This is a genomic window from Brucella sp. HL-2 (genome assembly GCF_025846885.2).
In the GTDB taxonomy this organism is placed as follows: Bacteria; Pseudomonadota; Alphaproteobacteria; order Rhizobiales; family Rhizobiaceae; genus Brucella; species Brucella quorumnocens.
This window is the reverse complement of sequence record NZ_JAOYTK010000003.1, coordinates 155,360-175,789: the sequence shown is the minus strand read 5'-3', so window position 1 is coordinate 175,789 and position 20,430 is coordinate 155,360. Positions and strand designations below refer to the sequence as shown.

Here is a 20,430-nt window from a genome sequence, read left to right as displayed (position 1 = left end):
GAACGGATCAATAGTGAGCATGAATGGAGACGAATTCATGCTTCAACTAAAAAACGTAACGCGCCGTTATAATGATAAGGTGGCGGTTTCGGGTGTTGACCTCGAGATCGAGCCGGGCTCGTTTGTTGGAATTATCGGGCGTTCGGGCGCGGGCAAGTCGACGCTGCTGCGTATGATCAATCGCCTCGTTGAGCCTTCAGAGGGAACAATTCACTGGGACGGCCGCGACGTTACAGGGCTTAAAGGTTCTGGGCTGCGCGCCTGGCGTGCGCAATGTGCGATGATCTTCCAGCATTTCAATCTGGTTGATCGACTTGATGTTCTGACCAACGTGCTCATGGGCCGTTTGAACTATGTTTCCACCCCTAAGTCGCTCTTGCGTATCTGGAGCGATGAAGAGCGTCTGATTGCCCTTTCCGCTTTGCAGCAGTTTGATATCGCCCATCTGGCAGCGCATCGCGCCGATGAGCTTTCCGGTGGCCAGCAACAGCGTGTGGCGATTGCCCGCGCTCTTGTTCAGCAACCACGTATTATCCTAGCAGATGAACCAATCGCTTCGCTCGACCCGCGTAATACGCGCAGCGTCATGGATGCATTGCGTCGTATCAATCGCGAATATGGAATTACGGTTCTCTGCAATCTGCACTCACTCGATATTGCGCGCAATTATTGCGACCGCCTCGTCGGCATGTCTGCTGGCAAGATCGTGTTCCGAGGAACGCCGTCAATGCTGACCGATATGGCATCACGCGACCTTTACGGCATGGAAGCCGATGACGTCATCGATCAGGATGATGCGACCGAGCCAATGTCGATGCCAGTTCCGCAGCCGGCAGAAGCCGTTCTGCGCCAACTTTCCGCCTGAGCCAACATAGCTCCGGAAAATTTACGCTCCAAAATCAGGGATTAACAGGAGAGACTTATGCTTAACCGTAGAAACTTTCTGGCGGCTGCTGCGCTTACCGCTACGCTGACCTTGCCAATGATGGCTTCCACTGCTCAGGCAGCTGACTGGAGCAAGGATTATCCAGAAATCGTTCTGGGCGTTATCCCAGCTGAAAACGCTTCGACCACTTCCGACCGTTATGCGCCTCTGGCTGCTTATCTCGGTAAGGAACTCGGCACCAAGGTGACCCTGCGCGTTGCTAACGACTATGCAGCTGTTATCGAAGGCCAGCGCGCTGGCAATATCCAGATCGCTTTTTATGGCCCGGCTTCATATGCTCGTGCAGTCATGACCGGCGTTGAAACCACTCCGCTCGTCAACCAGCGTCACGACACTGGCGTAAACGGCTATTACTCGGTTGTTTATGTTCGGGCCGACAGCCCGTACCAGAAGATGGACGACCTCAAGGGCAAAGCGATTGCTCTGGTTGATCCAAACTCGACATCGGGCAACAACGCGCCACGCTTCTTCTTGAACCGTGACGGCTATAGCGTCGATACGTTCTTTGGTAAGAACTTCTTTGCCGGCAGCCATGAAAATGCAGTTCTTGCTCTCGCACAGGGCACCGCAGACGCTGCTGCAAACTCCTGGAATTCGGAAGACGATTCCAACCTTACCCGCATGATCAGCCGCGGCGTTCTCAAGGATGCAAACGGCAAAGCAATGACGAAGGATGATTTCCGCGTCATCTTCAAGTCGGACTTCCTTCCAGAAGGCCCATTTGCTGTCCTCAGCACTCTGCCAGACCAGCTCAAGACCGACATCAAGCAGGCTTTCCTCGATATGCCAAAGAAGGACAAGGCTGGCTTTGACGCCCTTTCCGATGGCAAGGATCAGGAATTTGTAGCGACTGAAGCCAAGGAATATGAGCCAATCATCGAGATGCTCAAGTTCAACGACAAGGCTCGCAAGTCCTAATCCGTAGAACAATTGAAATGCCCGGAACGTATCCCGTTCCGGGCATTTTTTAGAGCATGATCCCGAAAGGTGGGAACCGGTTTTCGGATATGATCATGCTTGATTAAAGGAATCTCGCATGACGGTATCCTCACTCGACGGCAACGGAGCTAAAGGCTTGCTTGCCGATTATCGCAGAGAAGTCGGCAAACGGCGTCTCTACGGTATCGCGCTCCTCCTTGCGCTTGTCGTTATCGCCATAGCTGCCTCCGTTGTTGCCGATGTTCGGCCGGGCACACTGGTCGAGAACCTCTTTCGCTTTACAAGCTATCTTGGCCGCATTCTGCCAGAACTGACGATTGCCAATTTCTGGGGCGATCTTGCTGCCTGGTACTGGAATATCGGTGGCTGGCTCAAAATGTTGTTTGAGACACTGCTGATTGCTTATCTGGCAACATTGATCGGCGCTGTGATTGCCTTTGCGGCATCCTTTGCAGCCTCATCCAATATGGCGCCAAATTCCACTGTTCGCTTTATAGTTCGTCGTGGGCTTGAGTTGCTGCGCACCGTTCCTGAAATTGTATTTGCGCTTTTGTTTGTCATCGCCTTTGGTCTTGGACCGATGGCTGGTGTACTCGCGCTTATGCTTCACACCACCGGCGCATTAGGCAAGCTGTTTTCGGAAGTTGTTGAGAATATAGACATGCGGCCTGTTGAGGGTATCCGGGCTGCCGGAGGGTCAGGACTGCAGGTTATTCGTTTTGCTGTGCTGCCACAGGTGGCAGCGAATTTTGCATCCTACGGATTGCTGCGTTTCGAGATCAATGTTCGCGGCGCTTCTGTCATGGGCTTTGTCGGGGCCGGTGGCATCGGGCAGGAACTGCTCACATCGATCCGCCAGTTTTACTACAGCGACGTTAGCGCCATCCTGCTTTTGATTATCGTGACCATCGTCGTCATCGATCTCATTACGCAGCGGGTTCGCCACGCGCTTCTTGGCCGTATAGGCTAAATGGGAGATTACCATGACTGATGTAGCACAAAGTCTCTCCCGCGAAGCGCACGCGCATGAAAAAGAACTCAGGGCCGAACATGCCGAATTGTTCGGGAATGCGCGCGCATGGCGCAATCTGGCGATTTTAACCGTATCTGTGATCGCTTCGGTCTGGTTTGCCTTCTATTGGCTCGATTTCTCGCTGCTGCGCATTCTCAATGGGCTGGGGCGTCTTGGAGATTTTGCGCTGATGATGATGCCGCCGTCATCCGGTGGCCGTTTCAGCCTTTATCTGTGGTCCATGATGGAAACGCTGGCGATCGCGTATCTTGGCACATTGCTGGCCGCGCTTCTTGCGTTCCCATTCGGTTTTCTGGCTGCGAAGAACATTATTCCGAATATCTTTCTCCACTTCGGCATTCGTCGCTTTCTCGATACCATTCGCGGCGTCGATACACTGATCTGGGCATTGATATGGGTATCTGTGGTAGGCCTTGGACCGTTCGCTGGCATTCTTGCAATTGCCTGCTCGGATTTCGGTGCATTCGGGAAGCTGTTTTCCGAAGCCATTGAAGGCGCGGACAAGAAGCCAGTGGAAGGCGTTGTATCTTCCGGGGGCAACAGACTGCACGGCTATCGCTTCGGTATATTGCCGCAGGTTTTGCCGCTCATGGGCAGTCAGGTGCTTTATTTCTTTGAATCCAACACTCGTTCCGCGACGATCATCGGTATTGTCGGGGCAGGTGGTATTGGTGCCCACCTTGCAGAACAGATCAAGGTTCTCAATCTTCAGGACGTTTCATTCCTGATCCTGATGATCCTCGTGGCGGTCGCCGTTATCGACTGGTTCTCGTCCAAGCTTCGCCACGCGATGATTGGCAAGAAAGCAATGAAATCTGTTTAGAGCACCGTGCGTCCTTTCGGACGTGCAAAGCATGCTCTAACTCTTTGATTCTACGCATCGTGCTTTACAAAAATTGATTCCGATTTTTGCGCCGATGCGCTAACCGTTGATTAAAGACTTCACGCCGTCTGCGACGAATTGAACTGCAAGCGCTGCGAGTATGACACCCAGCAGACGGGTCAGGATAGAACGACCGGTTTCGCCAAGAAACCGGTCGACGCGTTCTGCGAGTAACAGCACAAAATACGTAATCAACAAGCAAACAGCTATCACCCCGAGCAGAGCGGCCCGTGGGCCGATGCCGTCAAAGGAATCCGATGTCAGTACGATTGCTGAAATCGCACCCGGGCCGGCGATCAATGGAATGGCGAGCGGGAAGGCGGCGATATTGCGGATATGATCCTTGGTGATGGCTACCTCGGCGCTCTTTTCCTTGCGCTCGGTTCGCTTCTCAAAAATCATTTCGAAAGCGATCCAGAAAAGCAACAAGCCACCTGCGACGCGGAAAGCACCGATGCTGATGCCGAACATTCCCAATATCTGTACGCCAGCTATGGCAAACAGCGCCATGACAATGAAACCGATGATGGATGCGCGCAGCGCGACCTGACCGCGATGGCTGCGGTCCATGCCCGGTGTGAGTGCTAAAAATAGCGGCGCAAGGCCGGGTGGATCGATTGTGACGAGAAGGGTGACGAAGGCGCTGAAAACCGTATCGTAGAACCCCATGCTAAACTCGCCCCTTTTGTTGATATTCTTTACCTGAATTGTAAACCAGATTGTACCTGATGAAGGACGCTCGGTCGACGGAAAGCGCGCTTTGCGGCAACATCATTGCGCGATCTTTATGTGAATATCTTTTAAGTTATTGATTTTATAATGGAAATAAGCCGGTTGAAATGGTCGCGAAATTGGCGTTTTGTACCGTTTTACTTTATAAAGTGACTTTATCGATTCTGTTGAGAAAGATATCTGAATAGTGTCAGATCAAACGCCTCCACCCGGTTCCGAAGATATGAATGACGGCCCGAGCGGCCCTACAGGTATCGAACCGATTTCCATTATTGAGGAGATGCAGCGCTCCTATCTCGATTACGCAATGAGCGTTATCGTGAGCCGCGCTCTGCCTGACGTGCGCGACGGCCTCAAGCCTGTGCATCGCCGTATCCTCCATGCCATGAACGAGATGAACCTCGCTTACAATCGCCCCTACCGTAAATCGGCAGGTGTGATCGGTGAAGTGATGGGTAAGTACCATCCGCATGGTGACGCATCGATTTATGACGCCCTCGTGCGTATGGCGCAGGACTTCTCCTTGCGTGATCCACTTGTGGATGGACAGGGCAATTTCGGTTCCATCGATGGCGATCCGCCAGCGGCAATGCGTTACACCGAATGCCGTCTGGAAAAAGTCACTGAATCCCTTCTGTCGGATATCGACAAGGATACGGTTGATTTTCAGGATAACTATGATGGCCGCGAGCGGGAACCGATGGTTCTGCCTGCACGCTTTCCGAACCTGCTTGTCAATGGTTCTGGCGGTATTGCGGTCGGTATGGCGACCAACATCCCGCCGCATAATCTTGGCGAAGTCATCGACGGCTGCGTAGCGCTCATTGAAAATCCAGCCATTGAACTGGAAGAAATGATGGAGATCATCCCTGGTCCGGATTTCCCGACCGGTGGTATTATTCTCGGACGCGCTGGCATCAATTCTGCCTACACCACGGGTCGTGGCTCGGTCATCATGCGCGGTCGCGTAGCGATTGAACCAATGCGTGGCGACCGCGAAGCTATCATCATCACCGAAGTTCCCTATCAGGTGAACAAGGCTTCGATGATCGAGAAAATGGCCGAACTGGTGCGCGACAAGCGTATTGAAGGCATTTCCGACCTGCGCGACGAATCTGACCGCGAAGGCTATCGCGTTGTGGTCGAACTGAAGCGCGATGCGGTTGCTGATGTGGTGCTGAACCAGCTTTATCGCTACACGCCATTGCAGACCTCGTTTGGCTGCAACATGGTGGCGCTGAACGGTGGGAAGCCGGAACAGCTCAACCTTCTCGATATGCTGCGCGCATTCGTTGCCTTCCGCGAGGAAGTGGTTACGCGTCGCACGAAATTCCTGCTCAACAAGGCGCGTGATCGTGCACATGTCTTGGTTGGTCTGGCTATCGCTGTCGCCAATATTGACGAGATCATCGCTCTCATTCGTCGTGCGCCCGATCCGGCAACGGCACGCGAGCAGTTGATGGAACGTCGCTGGCCTGCCGCTGACGTTGCACCACTGATCCGTCTGATTGACGATCCGCGTCACCGGATCAATGAAGACAACACGTATAACCTTTCTGAAGAGCAGGCTCGTGCTATCCTTGATCTGCGTCTGCAGCGCCTGACAGCACTTGGTCGCGACGAAGTTGCGGACGAGCTGAACAAAATCGGCGAAGAAATCCGCGACTATCTGGATATTCTTGGCTCACGCATTCGCGTCATGACAATCGTCAAAGAAGAGATGATTGCCGTTCGCGACGAGTTCGCCACGCCACGCCGCACCGAGTTCGGTCTCGGTGGCGCGGAAATGGACGATGAAGACCTCATCGCCCGTGAAGATATGGTCGTGACGGTTAGCCATGCGGGTTATATCAAGCGTGTGCCGCTGGCGACTTATCGTGCGCAGCGTCGTGGCGGCAAAGGCCGCTCCGGCATGGCAACGAAGGACGAGGATTTCGTAACCCGTCTGTTCGTCGCCAATACGCATACGCCGGTGCTGTTCTTCTCCTCGCGCGGTATCGTCTACAAGGAAAAAGTCTGGCGTCTGCCGGTCGGTAATCCGCAATCGCGCGGTAAGGCACTCATCAATATGCTGCCATTGCAGCAGGGTGAGCGTATTACAACAATCATGCCATTGCCGGAGGATGAAGAATCCTGGGCAAACCTCGACGTCATGTTCTCGACGACGCGCGGAACCGTGCGCCGTAACAAGCTTTCTGACTTCGTTCAGGTCAACCGCAACGGTAAGATCGCGATGAAGCTGGAAGAAGAGGGCGATGAAATCCTTTCGGTCGATACATGTACCGAATTTGATGACGTTCTTCTGACTTGTGCCGGTGGCCAGTGCATTCGCTTCCCTGTGACTGACGTTCGCGTCTTTGCAGGCCGCAATTCGATAGGCGTTCGCGGTATCAATCTGGCGGATGGCGATAAGGTCATCTCCATGGCGATCCTGCATCACGTCGATGCCGATGCTTCGCAGCGTGCTGCATATCTCAAGCGCTCGATCGCCGAGCGCCGTGCACAGGGTGCTGACGATGCGGATGATATCGTTGTTGTTGGAGAAGAAGTCGCGGTTGAAGCAGAACTCAACGAGGAGCTTTATCAGGAGTTGAAAGCGCGTGAACAGACCGTTCTCACTGTTAGTGAGTATGGTTACGGCAAGCGTTCTTCGTCTTATGAGTTCCGTGTTTCGGGTCGTGGCGGCAAGGGCATCCGTGCAACAGATACTTCGAAAGCCGAAGAAATCGGCAAGCTCGTTGCACTATTCCCTGTTGAAGCAAGCGACCAGATTCTTCTGGTCTCTGACGGCGGTCAGCTGATCCGTGTCCCGGTCGGCGGCATTCGTATTGCCGGACGTTCAACCAAGGGTGTCACGATCTTCAACACGGCTGATGGCGAAAAAGTTGTTTCGGTCGAGCGCATTTCGGAAACGGAGAGCGACGAAGAAAACGGTGTTGTTGAAGCTGGTGATTCTGGCCCTGAAGGTGAAACGCCAGTAGCACCAAGCGAGGAATAAAATGAGGAGCCCGATACTGAGAAGTATCGGGCAATCCTTGAAGCAAAGCAAAAAGGCCGATGGGATTTCCATCGGCCTTTTTCAGATGCCAAGACTGGAGGATATTGGCGATCTTCAGAAACTCATTGTACAGACTAACGCGAACTCAATTTACGCATGGTGCTGAGGCTAAATGCCGTCGGACGTACGCGTTGGCGCTTCGCTTCGGTCTCTTCCAGAAGCAATACAATCGCCGATGCAGCCATCGCTACCATCATGGATAATGCCAGAAGAAATATCATCATCGCGGTATCCTTTCGTTATAGATACGCTTGAGAAGCGAAAAGGTTGCACCAAATTTGCGCCTATCTTGGTAAATCGGTTGTGAACTTGTCGTGAAATCGTTGTTCATATCGCATTCATCTGTTTTCTTGGTTTCTGATTTCTTTCCAATTGTGGTTGTTGTTGAAAATCTGACGAGAAAAGGCTAGCTGGAAGAAATGACGATAGCGATTTATGCTGGCTCCTTCGACCCGGTGACCAATGGCCATATGGATGTACTGAAAGGCGCGCTGCGCCTTGCGGACAAGGTTATTGTCGCCATTGGCGTGCATCCGGGCAAAAAACCATTGTTCAGTTTTGAGGAACGCGTCGAGCTTATCGGTGCGAGCGCCGAGGTTATTCTGGGTAAGGATGCCAATCGGCTTTCTGTGATTTCATTCGATAATCTGGTGATTGATGCCGCGCGCAAACATGGTGCGCAGCTGATGGTTCGTGGATTACGTGATGGCACAGATCTCGATTATGAGATGCAGATGGCCGGCATGAACGGCACCATGGCGCCGGAACTTCAGACTGTTTTTCTACCTGCCGATCCTGCCGTGCGCACGATTACTGCCACATTGGTTCGTCAGATTGCCTCTATGGGCGGTGATATTCGTCCTTTCGCTCCCGCAGCCGTTGCCGCTGCGCTCGAAGCCAAATTCAAATCCTGATCGCAGGGAGTTTTCCGATCATGCCATTTATTCGTTCGGCGCTTGTCGCAGCTAGCATCGTTGCATTTTCTCAAGGTGCAGCCTTTGCTGCTGACACCCTCAATTTGCAGCTCAAAGACGGCAATGTCGCTATTGAGCTGAACCCAAGCGTTGCACCCAAGCACGTCGCGCAGATTGAAAAGCTGGTGAAGGAAGGCGCTTATAACGGCGTGGCTTTCCATCGCGTGATTCCAGGCTTCATGGCTCAGACAGGCGACGTGAAGTTCGGCAACATGGAAAAGGGTTTCAATGCTTCGCGCGTTGGCACAGGTGGTTCGGAACTGCCAAACATTCCGGCTGAGTTTTCCAAGGAACCTTTCGTGCGCGGTACGGTTGGTATGGCTCGTAGCCAGGACCCGAATTCGGCAAACTCACAGTTCTTTATCATGTTCAATGATGGCGCATTCCTGAACGGCCAGTACACTGTTGTTGGCAAGGTTGTCAGTGGTATGGACGTAGTTGATAAGATCAAAAAGGGAAGTGAATCCGACAATGGCTCGGTTGAAACCCCTGACAAGATCATCAAGGCCACGATCGACAAGAAATAAGTTTTAAATTCAATACGCATCCCTTGTCTCAAGAATCATTCAACATTTTGGGATGCGTTCAATAGGAGAGGCCCGATGGCTTACAAAGACCCAGAAAACACCCTCGTTCTTGAAACCACCAAGGGCAATGTCGTTCTCGAACTCTATCCAGACCTGGCTCCTGGCCATGTAGAACGCATCAAGGAACTTGCGCGCGAAGGCGCTTACGACGGCGTTGTATTCCACCGCGTGATTGATGGTTTCATGGCGCAGACTGGCGACGTGAAGTTCGGCAAGACGGGTGGCGCACATTTCAACGGTTCGCGCGCTGGGATGGGCGGCTCTGAAAAGCCTGATCTTAAGGCAGAATTCTCGAACACGCAGCACAAGCGTGGCACGGCTTCGATGGCACGTTCGCAGAACCCGAACTCGGCCAACTCGCAGTTCTTCATCTGCTTCACCGATGCGCCTTGGCTTGACCGTCAGTACACTGTTTGGGGTCAGGTCATTGAAGGTATGGACAATGTTGACACGATCAAGCGCGGCGAACCGGTTACGGATCCAGACACGATCGTAACTGCACGCATCGCAGCAGACATCTAATCCTGTCGTTTCTATAGAAATACAGCGGCTCCGGTTTTGCCGGGGCCGCTCTTGCTTTGATGCATTTCCGGTCGTGACATTCCGACAGAAATGCTCTGATGAGGTTTATGATGCGCGTTGATCTTTTCGATTTCGATTTGCCGGAAGAGAGCATTGCTCTGCGTCCCGCCGAACCGCGCGACCACGCCAAGCTTTTGCGTGTGCGTCCCGGCCAGCCATTCGAAGATCGACAGGTATTCGAGCTGCCTGATCTGTTGCAGCCGGGCGATGCGCTCGTTTTCAACGATACAAAAGTCATTCCTGCGCAGCTTGAAGGTATGCGCGAGCGCGACGGCAATATTTCGCAGGTCAGTGCGACACTTCACATGCGTACCGGCCCTGATCGCTGGAAAGCATTCCTGCGTCCTGCCAAGCGCGTGAAGGAAGGCGACCGCATCCGTTTCGGCCATTCCGGTTCAAGCTGCTTCCTTGGAACACTCGACGCAACCGTTGCTGAGAAGGGTGACGCGGGTGAAGCTCTGCTGGTGTTCGATCTTTCTGGCGCGATGCTGGATGAAGCCATTGCTTCGGTCGGCCACATTCCTTTGCCGCCTTATATCGCATCCAAGCGCGCTGAAGATGAGCGCGACCGCAGCGATTATCAGACTGTTTATGCGCGTGAGGAAGGGGCTGTTGCAGCACCGACTGCCGGGCTGCATTTCACACCCGATCTGCTCAAGAAAATCCGCGATCGTGGCATCGAAGAACATTTCGTAACGCTGCATGTGGGGGCGGGCACGTTTCTGCCGGTTAAAGCCGACGACACCACGGACCATAAGATGCATTCCGAGATTGGTTACGTTTCGCAGGAAACTTCCGATGCGCTGAATGCCGTTCATGCCCGAGGTGGCCGGGTAATCTGTGTCGGCACAACATCGCTGCGCCTGATCGAGAGCGCTGCCGGTGAAGATGGCATCATTCGCCCATGGGCGGGCCCGACCGATATTTTCATCACACCGGGCTATAAGTTCCGGGCGGTCGATCTGCTGATGACTAATTTCCATTTGCCGCGCTCGACGCTCTTCATGCTTGTTTCGGCCTTTAGTGGCTTTGAGACGATGCAGGACGCTTATAAGCACGCAATCGAGACAGGCTACCGTTTCTATTCCTATGGAGATTCCAGTCTTCTTGAGAGGAAATGAAACGGTTCCCTTTTTCGGCATAATTCATTAGAGACACGGCATGACCAGCGAAAATTTTGAATTCAAAGTGCTTGCGCGTGATGGCGCAGCCCGTCAGGGCGAAATCTCCATGCCGCGCGGCGTGGTGCGTACGCCTGCCTTCATGCCGGTTGGTACAGCCGGAACCGTCAAGGCCATGTATATGGATCAGGTGAAGGATTTGGGCGCCGACATCATTCTCGGCAACACCTATCATCTGATGCTGCGTCCGGGTGCGGAACGCGTTGCTCGTCTTGGTGGTCTGCATGAATTCGGCGGCTGGAAAGGCCCGATTCTGACCGATTCCGGCGGCTTTCAGGTCATGTCGCTCGCGCAGCTGCGTAAGCTCAATGAAAACGGTGTGACTTTCCGCTCGCACATCGACGGTAAGCCTTATGAAATGACGCCGGAGCGCTCCATCGAAATTCAGGGGCTTCTCGATAGCGACATTCAGATGCAGCTTGATGAGTGCGTGGCACTCCCATCGCCTGAAAATAATACGGAACGCGCGATGGAATTGTCGCTGCGTTGGGCAGAACGCTGCAAGGTGGCTTTTGGTACACAGGCTGGCAAGGCGATGTTCGGCATCGTGCAGGGCGGTGACAATGCGCGCCTACGTGAACGCTCTGCCGAAGCGCTGAAGGCCATGGATCTCAAGGGCTATTCCGTTGGTGGTCTGGCGGTTGGTGAACCGCAGAGCGTCATGCTCGATATGCTCGAAGTGGTTTGTCCGATTCTGCCCACCGAAAAGCCACGCTATCTGATGGGCGTTGGCACGCCGGATGACATTCTAAAATCGGTTGCACGCGGCATCGACATGTTCGATTGCGTGATGCCGACACGTGCAGGTCGTCATGGTCTAGCATTTACACGCTTTGGCAAAGTGAACCTGCGCAATGCACGTCATGCCGACGATCATCGTCCGCTTGATCCAGAATCAAATTGCCCGGCGACGCGTGATTACAGCCGCGCCTATCTGCATCATCTGGTGAAGGCCGGTGAAGCATTGGGCGGAATGCTGCTGACATGGAATAATCTGGCCTATTACCAGTATCTCATGCAGGGCATCCGCGCGGCGATTGCTGAAGGGCGTTTTGAAGATTTCGCGGCAGAAACGACTGCTGGATGGGAGAGGGGCGACATATCACCCCTTTGAGCATGTATTATAATCGAAAGAAAACGCGCCTTTAGGGCGCGTTCTTTATATCTGAATTCAACAAAATACAGTTTTAGCCAGCTTCCAGTATCTGCTCAAGCCGACAGATTACTGAATGCCGCTCTTCATCACTGATGATATCACAATCAAGCAAACGGCCACATTCCAGACCCGAAAGAGCTAGATAGGTAATCAAAACGAGGTTGGGGTCTGTCGCATCTTTCAACATTCGATCCAGAACGGATCGATGATAATGTCGGACCGGAATCATGAAATCCGGATTCTCGACAAGTGCAGCCAGAATTCCGCTGGCTGGCGGCTCGTCATCGGCCTGAATGCGATAAACGTCGAAAAAGGCGCGTGCAATGCGGTTTTTATCGCCGCTTTGGAGGTTCTCCTGAACATCCATCGCACGTTCATGCTCCTTCATATACTCCTCGACCACACCTTCAAGCAGCTTTGCTTTTGTCGGAAACGAATAAAGCAATCCTCCTTTTGAGAGGCCTGCGCGGGCGGCTACCGCGTCGAGAGATATATGGGCTGGTCCGACCTCTTGGGCGAGTTCCACTGCTGCGCGCAAAATGCGCTCTCGCGAAGAGACCTTATTCTTTGTGTGCAATTCTGAGCGTCTCCTGACAGTTCGATAGTTGACAATACCGTCCAGACGGTACAGTTATTTTCATCTGATATTCAAGTAAAATACGTGCGACCAAATTGTGAGGAACATAAAGGAAGCACGCCAACGAGGCCCTGGAGTGCATCCGCAATGATCAAACGCCTTATTCTGGCAATAATTTTCCTCGTGATCGTCGTGGGGGGGCTTGTTGGGTTTAACCTGTTCAGAACACAAGCGATCAAAGATTTTTTCGCTAATATGCAGCAGCCAGCCAAGACGGTTTCTACCGTTACCTTGCAACCCGGTGTATGGACACCCGGTTTCGAAGCCATTGGTTCGGCCAATGCAATCAATGGTGTAGACCTGACTGTCCAGGTCAACGGTATCGTTGATAAAATCAACTTCAAGGCCAACCAGGAAGTGAAGCAGGGCGACGTTCTGCTTGAACTGGAAAACAGCATCGAGACTGCCGATCTGGTGGCGGCCAAGGCTGAAGCCGTTCTTGCTGATCAAAACCTGAAGCGTGCTGAAACTCTGCGCACGCGTGGTGTTGGTGCTGTTTCCGACGTCGATACAACAGCTGCTGCTGCGAGCGCCAAACAGGCAGCTGTTGCGAAAATGCAGGCTGTACTCGACCAGAAAACCGTTACTGCTCCCTTTGACGGCGTAATTGGTATTTCGAAAGTCGATCTTGGCCAGTATCTGACCCCCGGCACCGTAATCGGCACCTTGCAGGAAACTGACAAGATGCGGATTGATTTCACTGTTCCCGAACAGTCGCTAACCTCACTTAAGCTTGGTCAGGCTGTGAAGGTCGGCCCAAGCGCTGATCAACTCAATTACAACGGGACGATTGTCGGTATTGATCCGAAGATTGACTCGTCAAGTCGTCTGGTTTCGGTCCGTGCAGAAGTACAGAACGATGAACCGCGCCTGACACCTGGGCAGTTTGTTCAGGTCCGCATCGAACTTCCACAAGAAGAAAATGTTCTCGCACTTCCCCAAACTGCAATCGTGACCAGCCTTTATGGTGATTACGCCTATGTTGTTCGTCCAGCGCAGCCGAAGGAAGGTGAAAAGGCTCCTGAAGGACAGGCTGAAAAGCTCGTCGCACAGCAAGTCTTCGTCAAGCTCGGTCGTCGTTATGGCGGCGTTGTAGAAATTACGGATGGCTTGAAGGCTGGCGATATCGTGATCAATGCAGGTCAAAACCGGCTTTCGCCGGGAGCTACTGTAACGATCGACAACACAGTCAATCCGCTGCCTGCGGCTGACAAGTAATAGGCGAGCAAGATGAGCTTTTCCGATATCTTCATCCGGCGACCCGTACTTGCTACTGTGGTCGCTCTCATGATCATTCTTCTGGGGCTTCAGGGGATTGCGCAGCTTACGGTGCGTGAATATCCGAAAGTCGACGAAACCGTTATTACCGTTACGACGGCTTATGCCGGCGCAAGCGCGGAGCTTATTCAGGGCTTCATCACGTCGCCAATCGCTGAATCGGTGGCAACCACTGAAGACATTGACTACGTCACTTCTTCCAGCCGTCCTTCGTCGAGCACGGTGACGGTCCAGATGAAGCTTGGCGCTAACCCGGATGCCGCACTCACCGAAGTGATCGCGAAGGTTAATCAGGTTCGCGGCAACCTACCGTCTGAATCCGATGATCCGGTAATCGTCAAAGGAACTGGTCAGAGCTTCGCTACCATGTATCTGGCAGCGCAAAACCCAAACATGACCAGCGAGCAGATCACAGAGTATCTGGAGCGTGTTATTCAGCCTCGCATGTCCACCATTCAGGGTGTGGCAAAGGCTGAAATTCTCGGTGGCCAGGTCTATTCGATGCGTGTGTGGATTGATCCAATCCAGTTGGCAGCGCGTGAGATCACGGCACCTGAAGTTCTGGCTGCCATCAATGCGTCGAACTTCCTCTCGGCACCGGGTACGACCAAGAACCAGTATGTCTCGTCTTCGATCACACTGGAATCGACCTTGCAGACACCTGAAGCCTTCGGTGCTATGCCGATCAAGACTTCCGGCGATGAGGTCGTTCGTCTTCGTGATGTCGCAAAGGTAGAACTGGCTGCGAAAAGCACAGATACAATCGTTGCGTTCAACGGTTCTGCCGGTACGTTCTTGGGCGTTTACCCAACGCCTGCTGCAAACCCAATTGATATGGCGAACGCCGTTCGCAAGGAACTGCCGTCGATCCAGGCATCGCTGCCTGAAGGCATGAAGCTTGATCTCGTCTATGACGCGACCGAGCAGATCAGCTCTTCGATCAAGGAAGTGTTCACGACCATTGGGGAAGCCGTGGCCATCGTTATTCTGGTCATCATCGTTTTCCTCGGTTCGTTCCGTGCAGTGCTTATTCCAATCGTAACGATCCCGATTTCGCTGATCGGCGTCTGCTTCTTCCTTTATATCCTCGGCTTCTCGATCAACCTTTTGTCGCTTCTCGCGATGGTGCTGGCGATCGGTCTGGTGGTCGATGACGCGATTGTGGTGTTGGAGAATATTCACCGACATATCGAGGAAGGATTGCGTCCAATGGATGCGGCCTTCAAAGGTATGAAGGAAATCACCGGCTCAATTATCGCGATGACCATCACTCTGGCTGCAGTGTTCGCACCTCTCGGGTTTACCGGCGGTTTGACCGGTTCTCTGTTCCGGGAGTTTGCCTTCACACTGGCCGGCGCTGTTATCATCTCAGGCGTTGCGGCATTGACGATTTCGCCGATGATGTGTGCGCGCATGCTTAAGCATGGCGAAGCATCGCGGTTCCAGAAGTTCATCGACGGCACCTTCTCGAGATTCGAGAAGTGGTATCATCGCATGGTATCGGGCTCGCTTAATTATCGCCCGATTACATTGATGATCGTTATTGCTCTGGTTGGTCTCACAGGCTTCCTGTTCGTCAACACATCAACCGAACTGGCACCTGAAGAAGATTCCGGCGCGCTGTTCTCGATGTTCCAGGCTCCGCAATATGCAACGTCCGCTTATACCAACCTCTATGCCGAGCAGATTGATGGTCTGACAAAAGATCTGCCAGAACTGGATACACGCTTCCAGATCGTCGGTATGGATGGCGGTACGAATTCGGGTATTGCGCTCTGGGTGTTGAAGGATTGGTCTGAGCGTTCGCGTTCGCAGAAGGCAATCCAGCAGGATCTGACCGCACGCATCGATAAGGTGGCTGGTGTTGAAGCATTCATCTTCGCGCCACCATCCCTACCAGGTACGGGCGGCGGTCTACCGATTTCGATTGCTCTTCAGTCGACTGGTCCTTCTGATCAGGTGTTCGAGCTTGCTGAAGAAATCAAGAACGAGGCACAGGCGACGGGTCAGTTCATCATCGTTCAGAACTCGATGTCCTACAATGCGCCGCAGACGACGATTACGATTGACCGCGATCGTGCTGCGACGCTTGGTGTTCAGGTCAGCGACATCGGTTCGACGCTTGGTCTTCTGACAGGTGGTGCAAAGATTGCCCAGTTCGACCGCGATTCCAACAGCTATGACATCATCAGTCAGGTGCCGGATATCTATCGTTCAAACCCGGAAAAGCTTGGCGAATTCTACGTCCGCAGTGTTTCGGGTTCGATGGTGCCTCTGTCATCGGTCATTCAGATCAAGCAGAATGCTTCGCCTGCGGCTATTGAGCAGTTCAACCAGCTCAATTCTGCAACGATTTCCGCGCTGCCAATGCCAAGCGTGACTACGGGTCAAGGCCTGCAGACGCTCGTCAATCTGGCTCAGCAGAAGATGCCTGAAGGCTTCTTCCTCGACTATTCTGGACAGTCGCGTCTCGAAGTAGAGCAGGGAAACACGATTCTGATCGCTTTCGGCCTCGCCGTTATCGTTATCTATCTCGTGCTGGCTGCGCAGTTCGAAAGCTTCCGCGATCCGTTCATCATCATGATGTCGGTTCCGCTTTCGATCTTCGGTGCTATCGTTCCGCTAAACCTTGGCCTTGGAACGCTGAACATCTACACACAGGTCGGTCTCATTACACTCGTGGGGCTGATAACCAAGCACGGCATTCTGATGGTGGAATTCGCCAATCAGCAACGCCGCCTGCATGGTCATTCGCGTCGTGAAGCCATCATTCTCTCCGCAGAAACTCGTCTGCGTCCGATTCTGATGACGACGGCTGCAATGGCGCTGGGTGTTGTTCCACTGATCATTGCAAGCGGTGCGGGTGCAGCGGCGCGTTACTCGATGGGTCTGGTGATTTTCACCGGTATCACCATCGGCACGGTCTTCACGCTGTTCGTGGTTCCGATGTTCTATACGTTCATCGCCAAGAAGGACGTGGAAGGCGAGTTCGTACCGTCGCAGGAAGATGGCAAGGAGCCTGCGGCAGCAGCCCATCACTGAAATCTGTCCATCACTGAAACTTGTATTGAATAATCAGATTAAGGGCGGCCACATGTGGGCCGCCCTTTTTGTTGGGATTTGAGCGTATTTCGATCTGATTTTATCAGATCGGCGCTCTGATTTCTTTCCAACATAATCTTGTCGATCCTCGTTTCACTCCGGTCGGATTACGCTCTGTTGCATTCCAACCGTTCCACACCATATGAGCAAGCATGATACCTTTATCCGTACTCGATCTTTCACCCGTCCCTGAAGGCAGCGATGCAGGACAGTCTCTGCGCAATACGCTCGAACTGGCCCAGCAGGCCGAAAAACTGGGCTTTACGCGCTATTGGCTGGCCGAGCATCACAACATGCCGGGTATTGCCAGTGCTGCAACTTCGGTAGTTATCGGCCATGTGGCGGCGGGCACGTCCACCATTCGCGTTGGGGCAGGTGGAATCATGCTGCCCAACCATTCGCCACTGGTGATTGCCGAACAGTTTGGGACGCTGGCATCGCTGTTTCCGGGGCGTATTGATCTGGGACTTGGTCGCGCGCCGGGCACCGATCAGCTGACGGCGCATGCGCTGCGCCGCAATCTGGAAAGCAGCGCCAATGATTTTCCGCGCGATGTTGTGGAGCTTCTCAATTATTTCAAGCCGGCCGATCCCGCACAGCGCGTACAGGCCGTGCCGGGCGCAGGGCTGAATGTTCCTGTCTGGATTCTCGGCTCTAGCCTTTTTGGTGCGCAACTGGCTGCGATGCTGGGACTGCCTTATGGCTTCGCCTCACATTTTGCACCGGCTGATATGGAACGCGCAGTAGACCTTTATCGCGAACGATTTGAGCCGTCCGAATATCTGCAAAAGCCTTATGTGATGCTGGGACTCAACGTCATTGCAGCCGATACGGATGAAGAAGCGCATCATCTGTTCACGTCGCAATTGCAGGCATTTGTGAACTTGCGCAGCGGTCGTCCGGGCAAGTTGCCTGCGCCTGTTGCGGGTTATCAGGAGCAGCTTGATCCGTCAGCACAGGCACTGGTTCGCCAGATGCTGTCATGCCGTGTCGTGGGTGGCCCTGAAACCGTCGACAAGGGCATTCGCGAGTTTGCCGAACGCACCGGCGCTGATGAATTGATGGTGACGGGCATGATCTATGACCATCAGAAGCGTCTTCGTTCCTATGAGATCGTCAGCAACTCGATGGCGTGAGGATCAAATTCGCGGTTAACTTCAGTGAGAAGCCAATCTCGAAAAGCTTTGACCGCAGGCGTGTTTGCGCGCGCCTGCGGTGTTACAAAGTAATAGCTGCTCGGGCTTTTGACCGTGTGCTGGTAGGCAACAACAAGCTGCCCGCTTTCAATTTCGGCGCTGATTAGAAACAGCGGCATCAGCGCAATACCAAGCCCAGCTACACAAGCCTGAGAAACATTCGAGAATTGCTCGAAGCGCATTCCGCCCGCTATCGGCGCTGCAATGTCGAGGCTTTTGAACCAGTGGTTCCATGCGCCGGGTCGTGACGCCATGTTGAAAAGCGGCAGTCGCAATAAGTCGCTGGGTGCAGTAACCGGGTGCTGTTTCAGAAAAGCCGGGCTGCACACAGGCGCAACCGTTTCCTCCATCAAAAATGTGCAGTCTGCATTGGGCCAGTTCGGTTGGCCAATATGAATTGCTGCATCAAGTCCCTCTCGTTCAAAGTCGAACTGACCTATACGCGTGGCAAAATTTAGAATGATATCTGGATAGTGAGCGACAAAACGAGGTATTCGCGGGATCAGCCACCGCGTTCCAAAGGTTGGTAGAAACGCCAGATTGAGTGTTGTCCCACGCATTTGCGACATGACCTGTAGCGAGGCTGCGCGGATGGAAGCAAGGGCTGGACTGATAGCATTCCGATAGGCGCGTCCGGCATCGGTCAGCAAAACATGGCGGCTGGTGCGGTCAAACAGGGCGGCACCGAGTTGTTCTTCCAGTGTTGCAATCTGGCGACTTACCGCGCCTTGCGTCAACGAAAGCTCTTCTGCGGCGGTAGAAAAGCTCTCGTGTCGCGCCACCGCGTCAAATGCGGCAAGCGCGCTCGTTGAAGGAAGCAGGCGTCTCGATAGTGAAGTCATGATCTATTACTAAACGGAATAGATCGATGAGTAAACGTTCATTGCATGACTCCGATTTTCAGGCCACATTTGGGCAACTGAATTTGAGGAGATTATTCATGTCGCGTGCCGTATTTAACTGGGAAGATCCGTTTCTGCTCGATGAGCAGCTGACCGAAGATGAGCGCATGATCCGCGATTCGGCGCAGGCTTTTGCGAGCGATATTCTCCTGCCGCGCATTGAAAAAGCTTATCTTGATGAAACGACTGATCCCGATCTGTTTCGTTTGATGGGGCAGGCTGGTCTTCTTGGCGTAACGCTGCCTGAAGAATATGGCGCAGCCAATGCTGGCTATGTTTCTTATGGTCTGGTGGCGCGCGAAGTTGAGCGTATCGATTCTGGCTACCGCTCCATGATGAGTGTGCAGTCTTCGCTCGTGATGTATCCGATTTACGCTTACGGTTCGGATGAGCAGCGCAAGAAATATCTGCCGGGTCTGGTTTCTGGCGAGTTGATTGGCTGTTTCGGTCTGACCGAACCGGATGCGGGTTCCGATCCTGCTGGCATGAAAACGCGCGCCGACAAGATTGATGGCGGTTATCGCATCAGCGGTTCCAAGATGTGGATTTCCAACTCGCCGATTGCCGATGTGTTTGTGGTCTGGGCCAAGTCGACAGCGCATGACAATGCAATCCGCGGCTTTGTGCTCGAAAAGGGCATGAAGGGACTTTCGGCTCCAAAGATTGGCGGTAAGCTTTCGCTGCGTGCGTCTGTCACCGGCGAAATCGTCATGGATGGCGTGGAAGTATCTGAAGATGCAATTCTGCCGAATGTTTCAGGTCTTAAGGGGCCGTTCGGCTGTCTTAACCGCGCTCGCTATGGCATTTCGTGGGGTGTGTTGGGTGCAGCAGAAGATTGTTGGTTCCGCGCGCGCCAGTATGGGCTTGATCGCAAACAGTTCGACAAGCCGCTGGCTGGAACGCAGCTTTATCAAAAGAAGCTTGCCGACATGCAGACCGAAATCACCCTTGGCTTGCAGGCATCGTTGCGTGTTGGCCGTCTGTTTGACGAAGGCAAGATGGCGCCTGAGATGATTTCTATCGTCAAACGCAACAATTGCGGCAAGGCACTGGATATTGCGCGTCAGGCGCGCGACATGCATGGCGGCAATGGCATTCAGATCGAGTATCACGTCATGCGCCACGCCCAGAACCTTGAAACCGTCAATACCTATGAGGGTACACATGACGTTCATGCGCTGATCCTCGGACGTGCACAGACCGGCATTCAGGCTTTCTTCTGATCGCAGTTTATCGCTCGGAGA

18 protein-coding genes are annotated in these 20,430 nt (G+C 53.3%); 14 read left to right on the top strand and 4 right to left on the bottom strand.

All coding sequences use genetic code 11. The annotated features are described in order from the left end of the window. The first annotated feature begins 37 nt into the window (after positions 1–37). From phnC to phnE (OIV19_RS06640), 4 genes are all read left to right on the top strand, one after another. Positions 38–865 carry a phosphonate ABC transporter ATP-binding protein gene (phnC, locus tag OIV19_RS06655; RefSeq protein ID WP_095446704.1) on the top strand — a complete coding sequence of 276 codons (828 nt, stop codon included), beginning with the start codon at positions 38–40 and terminating at the stop codon, positions 863–865. A 57-nt stretch (positions 866–922) separates the two neighbouring features. Next, positions 923–1,864 (top strand): phosphonate ABC transporter substrate-binding protein, encoded by a 942-nt coding sequence (gene phnD, locus OIV19_RS06650; RefSeq protein WP_191793030.1) that lies wholly within the window; start codon positions 923–925, stop codon positions 1,862–1,864. 118 nt (positions 1,865–1,982) lie between these two features. Then, positions 1,983–2,855, top strand: coding sequence for a phosphonate ABC transporter, permease protein PhnE (gene phnE, locus OIV19_RS06645; protein WP_151093710.1), 873 nt, complete (start codon positions 1,983–1,985; stop codon positions 2,853–2,855). A 13-nt stretch (positions 2,856–2,868) separates the two neighbouring features. Further along, positions 2,869–3,741: a phosphonate ABC transporter, permease protein PhnE gene (gene phnE, locus OIV19_RS06640; RefSeq protein WP_191793031.1), complete on the top strand. Its 873-nt coding sequence runs from the start codon at positions 2,869–2,871 to the stop codon at positions 3,739–3,741. A gap of 99 nt (positions 3,742–3,840) precedes the next feature. Here phnE (OIV19_RS06640) and OIV19_RS06635 read toward each other — a convergent pair whose 3' ends face one another. Continuing rightward, a complete protein-coding gene (locus OIV19_RS06635; RefSeq protein ID WP_095446700.1) occupies positions 3,841–4,470 on the bottom strand; it encodes a MarC family protein in 630 nt (209 codons plus the stop codon). Between the two features lie 286 nt (positions 4,471–4,756). On the opposite strand from OIV19_RS06635, the gene gyrA reads away from it, so the two are divergent. Further along, positions 4,757–7,531 carry a DNA gyrase subunit A gene (gene gyrA / locus OIV19_RS06630; RefSeq protein ID WP_095447907.1) on the top strand — a complete coding sequence of 925 codons (2,775 nt, stop codon included), beginning with the start codon at positions 4,757–4,759 and terminating at the stop codon, positions 7,529–7,531. Between the two features lie 134 nt (positions 7,532–7,665). On the opposite strand, the gene OIV19_RS06625 is transcribed toward gyrA, so the two are convergent. Next, the gene (locus OIV19_RS06625) at positions 7,666–7,815 is read right to left on the bottom strand and encodes a hypothetical protein (protein WP_166673844.1); all 150 of its coding nucleotides are present in this window, start codon (positions 7,813–7,815) and stop codon (positions 7,666–7,668) included. Positions 7,816–8,010: 195 nt separating this feature from the next. Here OIV19_RS06625 and coaD point away from each other — a divergent pair, with 195 nt between their 5' ends. The 5 genes from coaD (at position 8,011) to tgt (ending at position 12,029) form a co-directional block, all read left to right on the top strand. Further along, entirely contained in the window at positions 8,011–8,505 is a 495-nt protein-coding gene (gene coaD, locus OIV19_RS06620) for a pantetheine-phosphate adenylyltransferase (protein WP_095446699.1), read from the top strand. Positions 8,506–8,525: 20 nt separating this feature from the next. Next, complete coding sequence (locus OIV19_RS06615; protein ID WP_095446698.1) at positions 8,526–9,092, top strand: peptidylprolyl isomerase; 567 nt, start codon at positions 8,526–8,528, stop codon at positions 9,090–9,092. A gap of 75 nt (positions 9,093–9,167) precedes the next feature. Next, a complete protein-coding gene (locus OIV19_RS06610) occupies positions 9,168–9,674 on the top strand; it encodes a peptidylprolyl isomerase (protein ID WP_095446697.1) in 507 nt (168 codons plus the stop codon). A gap of 110 nt (positions 9,675–9,784) precedes the next feature. Beyond that, positions 9,785–10,855 (top strand): tRNA preQ1(34) S-adenosylmethionine ribosyltransferase-isomerase QueA, encoded by a 1,071-nt coding sequence (queA, locus tag OIV19_RS06605; protein WP_095446696.1) that lies wholly within the window; start codon positions 9,785–9,787, stop codon positions 10,853–10,855. A gap of 40 nt (positions 10,856–10,895) precedes the next feature. Next, the gene (gene tgt / locus OIV19_RS06600) at positions 10,896–12,029 is read left to right on the top strand and encodes a tRNA guanosine(34) transglycosylase Tgt (protein ID WP_264231050.1); all 1,134 of its coding nucleotides are present in this window, start codon (positions 10,896–10,898) and stop codon (positions 12,027–12,029) included. A 73-nt stretch (positions 12,030–12,102) separates the two neighbouring features. Here tgt and OIV19_RS06595 read toward each other — a convergent pair whose 3' ends face one another. After that, positions 12,103–12,648 carry a TetR/AcrR family transcriptional regulator gene (locus OIV19_RS06595; protein WP_095446694.1) on the bottom strand — a complete coding sequence of 182 codons (546 nt, stop codon included), beginning with the start codon at positions 12,646–12,648 and terminating at the stop codon, positions 12,103–12,105. Positions 12,649–12,795: 147 nt separating this feature from the next. On the opposite strand from OIV19_RS06595, the gene OIV19_RS06590 reads away from it, so the two are divergent. The 3 genes from OIV19_RS06590 to OIV19_RS06580 all read left to right on the top strand — a co-directional run bounded on the left by OIV19_RS06590 (position 12,796) and on the right by OIV19_RS06580 (position 18,224). Further along, the gene (locus OIV19_RS06590; protein WP_264231049.1) at positions 12,796–13,926 is read left to right on the top strand and encodes an efflux RND transporter periplasmic adaptor subunit; all 1,131 of its coding nucleotides are present in this window, start codon (positions 12,796–12,798) and stop codon (positions 13,924–13,926) included. A gap of 12 nt (positions 13,927–13,938) precedes the next feature. Then, positions 13,939–17,028: an efflux RND transporter permease subunit gene (locus OIV19_RS06585; protein WP_095446692.1), complete on the top strand. Its 3,090-nt coding sequence runs from the start codon at positions 13,939–13,941 to the stop codon at positions 17,026–17,028. A gap of 212 nt (positions 17,029–17,240) precedes the next feature. Further along, positions 17,241–18,224, top strand: coding sequence for an LLM class flavin-dependent oxidoreductase (locus OIV19_RS06580; protein ID WP_264231048.1), 984 nt, complete (start codon positions 17,241–17,243; stop codon positions 18,222–18,224). Here the strand turns inward: OIV19_RS06580 and OIV19_RS06575 are convergent. Beyond that, entirely contained in the window at positions 18,194–19,126 is a 933-nt protein-coding gene (locus OIV19_RS06575; protein ID WP_095446690.1) for a LysR family transcriptional regulator, read from the bottom strand. The two genes, OIV19_RS06580 and OIV19_RS06575, sit on opposite strands and share 31 nt — an antisense overlap. 98 nt (positions 19,127–19,224) lie before the next feature. Here OIV19_RS06575 and OIV19_RS06570 point away from each other — a divergent pair, with 98 nt between their 5' ends. Continuing rightward, positions 19,225–20,409 carry an acyl-CoA dehydrogenase gene (locus OIV19_RS06570; RefSeq protein WP_095446689.1) on the top strand — a complete coding sequence of 395 codons (1,185 nt, stop codon included), beginning with the start codon at positions 19,225–19,227 and terminating at the stop codon, positions 20,407–20,409. The last annotated feature ends 21 nt before the right edge of the window (positions 20,410–20,430 follow it).